The following is a 4,093-nucleotide window of genomic DNA, read 5'->3' on the forward strand; positions in this document are numbered from 1 at the left end:
TTTTTATACTCCACCCCCTTCGGTGGGGGGGCCCCCGGGGCGCCGCCCCCGCCTGACGGGCCGGGGGGGCGCGGCGCCCGCCCTTTCCCCCTTCCTCCACCCGCCCCCGACGGGAGTCCGCCCATGCCCCGCCGCCCCACCGGCTGGACCCTCGCGCTGGCCGTCGCCCTGCCCGCCGAGGCCGCCACCACGCTCGCCCTGCCCCCGGCCCTCGCCGGGGCCGTCGACGCCGCGCTCGACCGGGACCGCGGGTACTCCGCGTCCGTCCTGCTCGCCCTCGTCGTCGGCACGGCCGCCGCCGCCAACGCGCTCGCCGCCGCGGCCGGTCCCGCCTGCGCGGCCGAGGCCACCGCCGGCCTGCGCGGGCGGCTGGTCCGCCACCTGCTCGCCCTCGGCCCCGGCGGCCGCCTGTGGCGCGACGGCCCGCCGCCCGGCGACCTGGCCGCGCGGCTGGTCGGCTCCGCGGCGGACGCCGGCGGCCGGCTGCCCGCCGTGCTCGGCGCCGCCACCGCACTGCTCACCTCGGCCGGCGCGATCGTCGGGCTCGGGGTGCTCTCGCCGTGGCTGGCGCTCGCCTTCTTCGGCGGGGTGGTGCCCGGGGTGGTGCTGATCCGGCTGTTCCTGCGGGAGGCCGGGCAGGTCTTCGTCCGCTACCAGGAGGTGCAGGCCGACCTCGCCGCCCGGCTGACCGGGGCGCTCACCGGGCTGCGCAGCATCCACGCGGCCGGGGCCGTGCGCTGCGAGGAGGCGCGCGTCCTGGAGCCGCTGCCCGCGCTCTCGGCGGCCGGGCACGCACTCTGGGCGGCGCAGCGGCGGACGGCGTGGCAGGCGACGCTGCTGATCGCCGTGGTCGAGGTGGCGGTGCTGGCCACGGCCGGCGCCCTGGTGGCGGCGGGCACGCTGGCGCCCGGCGCCCTCGCGGCGGCGGCCGGCTGGGCGGCGCTCGGGGCCGGACTGTTCGAGCAGGTCGAGGCGCTGGTCGGGGTGGCGCACGCGCGGGCCGGGCAGGCCCGGGTGGACGAACTGCTGGCGCTCGCACCGGCCACCGGCGGCACGGCCGTCCTCCCGGAGGGCGGAGCGGGCGAACTCGCCTTCCGGGGCGTGGTGGTGCGCGACGGCGACCGGGTACTCCTCGGGCCGCTCGACCTGACCGTCCCGGGCGGGTGCACCGTCGCGCTGGTCGGCCGTTCCGGCTGCGGCAAGTCCCTGCTGGCCGCGCTGCCCGGCCGGCTGCGCGACCCCGACGAGGGGCGGGTGCTCGTCGACGGCGTCCCCGTCGGGGAGTTGGCCGCCCCCGAACTGCGGCGCGCCGTCGGATACGCCTTCGAACGCCCTGCGCTGACCGGCCGGACGGTCCGCGACGCGCTGGACGGCGCAGGCCCCGCGGCCGTGGCCGCGGCCCGGGCGGACGGCTTCCTGCGGCGGCTGCCGGCCGGCTGGGACACTCCGCTGGACGAGCTCCGGCTCTCCGGCGGCGAGTTGCAGCGCCTCGGGCTGGCAAGGCTGCTGGCCCGGCCGGCCCGGGTCCTGGTGCTGGACGACGCCACCTCGGGGCTCGACCTCGCCACCGAGTACCAGATCACCGAGGCCCTGGACCGGGCCACCCACGGGAGCACCCGGCTGGTGGTCGCACACCGCGAGTCGGCCGCCGCCCGCGCGGACCTGGTCGCCTGGCTCGACGCCGGCCGGCTCCGCGCCCTCGCCCCGCACGCCCGGCTCCTCGCCGAACCCGACTACCGGGCCACCCTCTCCGGCGCCGCCCTCGCAGCGGCCACCGCCTGATGGGCCGTCACAGCGCCGCCCACGGCACCGCCCTGGACACCGGCCACCGCACCGGCCACGGCAACGGCCACCGCGACGGCCGCGGCGTGCCGCACACGGGTGGTCCGGTGCGGCGACGCCCGCCCGGCTGGGCACTGCTCGGCCGGCAACTCGCGACCACCCGCGGGGCGCTGTGGCGGCTGCTCGGGTGGTCCGGGGTGGAGGCGCTGCCCGCACTGACGTCGGGGCTGATGGTGTCGGCCGCCGTGGACCGGGGGTTCCTGGCCGGGCGGCCGGGGGTCGGGGTGGCCTGGCTGGCCGGGTTCGGGGCGGTGACCGCCGCCCGTGCGTACGCGGCGCGGGCCGGGTTCCCGTACCTCGCGGCCGTGGTCGAGCCGCTGCGCGACACCCTGGTGGAGCGGGTCGTCCGGGGTGCGCTCGCCCGGCCGCACGCCGACCCGGCGGAGGTCGCCCGGCTGACCGAACAGGTCGAGTCCGCGCGGCAGTTGACCGCCACCCTGCTCCGCACGCTGCGCGGGGTCGGGGTGACCCTGGTCGCCGCCCTGGCGGGCCTCGCCCTGCTCGCGCCGGCCGTCCTGCCGCTGGTCCTCGTCCCGCTGATCGCCGCCGGGCTGCTGTTCGCCCGGCTGCTCCGTCCGCTGGTGGAGCGCCGCCGCGCCGTGGTACTCGCCGAGGAGCGCCTGGCCGCCGAGGCCGGACGCGCCCTCCACGGTCTGCGCGACATCCAGGCCACCGGCTCCCGCGACAGGACGGCCGAGGCCCTCGCCGCCACCGCCGGGAACAGCGCCGCGGCGTCCCGCGCGCTCGGCCGGGCCGCGGCGCTCCGTTCGCTGGTGGTGGCGCTCGGCGGCCGCCTGCCGGTGCTGGCGGTGGTCGCGGCGTCGCCCTGGCTGCTCGGCGGCGGCCTCACACCCGGCGAACTGCTCGGCGTGGCCACCTATCTGCTCCAGCAACTCGACCCCGCGGTGAGGACCCTGGCCGGAACGGTCGGCGGGTGGCTGCTGAGCCTGGCCGTCGTCCTCGACCGGCTCGCCACCACGTCCGGCGGGCCGGAACCCCGCCCCGCGCCCGCCGCCCCCTCCTCCCCGGCGCCCCCGCCCGCGACTGTCGGCCTCCGTCTCACCGCCCTCCGCTACGCCCACGGCCCGGCCGCCGAACCGGTCCTCTCCGGCCTCGACGTGACCTTGGGCCCGGGCGAGCACCTGGCCGTGGTCGGCCCCAGCGGAACGGGGAAGTCCACCCTCGCCGCGCTGCTCGCCGGCCTGCTCGCCCCGCTCGACGGCGAGGTCCGTGTGGGCGGCGTCCGCCCGCACCTCCTCCCCGGCCCCGAACGGTCCCGCCTGGTGGCGCTGCTCCCGCAGGAGGCGTACGTGTTCCCGGGTACGGTGCGCGCCAACCTCTGCTGGCCCGTCCCACCCGCCGGGGCCCGACCCTCCGATGCCCAACTTGCCCACGCCACGGCCCTCCTGGGTGCGGACGGGCTGGTCGCCCGGCTCGGCGGCCCGGATGCCGAGCTCGCCGACCCGGGCGCGCTCTCGGCCGGCGAGCGCCAACTCCTGGCACTGGTGCGGACGTACCTCTCCCCCGCGCCCGTCGTGGTGCTGGACGAGGCGACCTGCCACCTGGACGCCACCGCCGAGGAGCGGGTCGAGCGCGCCTTCGCCGCCCGCCCCGGAGTCCTGGTCGTGGTGGCGCACCGGATCAGTTCGGCGCTCCGGGCCGACCGCGTCCTGCTGCTGGACGGCGGCCGCGGCGTGCTCGCCCGGCACGGCGATCTCCAGGTGCTGTCGCCGCTCTACCGCGAACTGGTGGGCCACTGGTTGGGATCGGCCGGGCAGCGCGGCGCCGCGCCGTTCGCGGGCCACCCGACGTGATCTCGATAGGATCTCGCCCGTTCCGGCCGTTATGGTGGCCGGGGCGCGGGCCGTGATCACCGGCTCCGGCGCTGTTAGCGCGCCCGGTCATGCCGGCCACACGCCCGCCCGCCGCCCGCGGCGCCCGTCGGGCGCCGACACACCTGCACCCTCGCACGGAAGACGATTCTGATGTCCGACACCCTCACCGACACCACCGGACCCGCGGCCAACGGGACCGACGCCGACGAGACCACGGCCGAGGACACCGCGTCGCACGGCCGCCACCGCGGCCGCACCGCCGCCGACGACAGCCCCGAGGCCGACCCGCACGGCCGGCACCGGCTCGGCGCCGGGGCCGACCAGGGCTGAGCCCGCTCCCGCAGTACGCGGCAGGGCCCCCCGGGCGCACCATGTGTGGACCGGCGGGCCCGGCCGCGGTCCCGCGCCCGGGACAC

3 protein-coding genes are annotated in these 4,093 nt (G+C 79.4%); all 3 read left to right on the forward strand.

Annotation, left to right across the window (positions count from 1 at the left end; all coding sequences use genetic code 11):
- The first annotated feature begins 123 nt into the window (after positions 1–123).
- Entirely contained in the window at positions 124–1,782 is a 1,659-nt protein-coding gene (locus tag ACFC1F_RS42770; protein ID WP_376167170.1) for an ATP-binding cassette domain-containing protein, read from the forward strand.
- On the forward strand, positions 1,782–3,656 hold the full coding sequence (locus tag ACFC1F_RS42775) for an ATP-binding cassette domain-containing protein (protein WP_376167172.1): 1,875 nt from the start codon (positions 1,782–1,784) through the stop codon (positions 3,654–3,656). Before ACFC1F_RS42770 ends, ACFC1F_RS42775 begins: the two co-directional genes overlap by 1 nt.
- 171 nt (positions 3,657–3,827) lie before the next feature.
- Positions 3,828–4,007: a hypothetical protein gene (locus tag ACFC1F_RS42780; RefSeq protein WP_376167174.1), complete on the forward strand. Its 180-nt coding sequence runs from the start codon at positions 3,828–3,830 to the stop codon at positions 4,005–4,007.
- The last annotated feature ends 86 nt before the right edge of the window (positions 4,008–4,093 follow it).

This window comes from Kitasatospora sp. NPDC056181 (genome assembly GCF_042266225.1).
Lineage (GTDB): Bacteria > Actinomycetota > Actinomycetes > Streptomycetales > Streptomycetaceae > Kitasatospora.

Excerpts from the sequence above, each read along its gene's own strand:
- ACFC1F_RS42770 (WP_376167170.1), top strand. The coding sequence starts at position 124 with ATGCCCCGCCGCCCCACCGGCTGGACCCTCGCGCTGGCCGTCGCCCTG.
- ACFC1F_RS42780 (WP_376167174.1), top strand. The coding sequence starts at position 3,828 with ATGTCCGACACCCTCACCGACACCACCGGACCCGCGGCCAACGGGACC.
- ACFC1F_RS42775 (WP_376167172.1), top strand. The coding sequence starts at position 1,782 with ATGGGCCGTCACAGCGCCGCCCACGGCACCGCCCTGGACACCGGCCAC.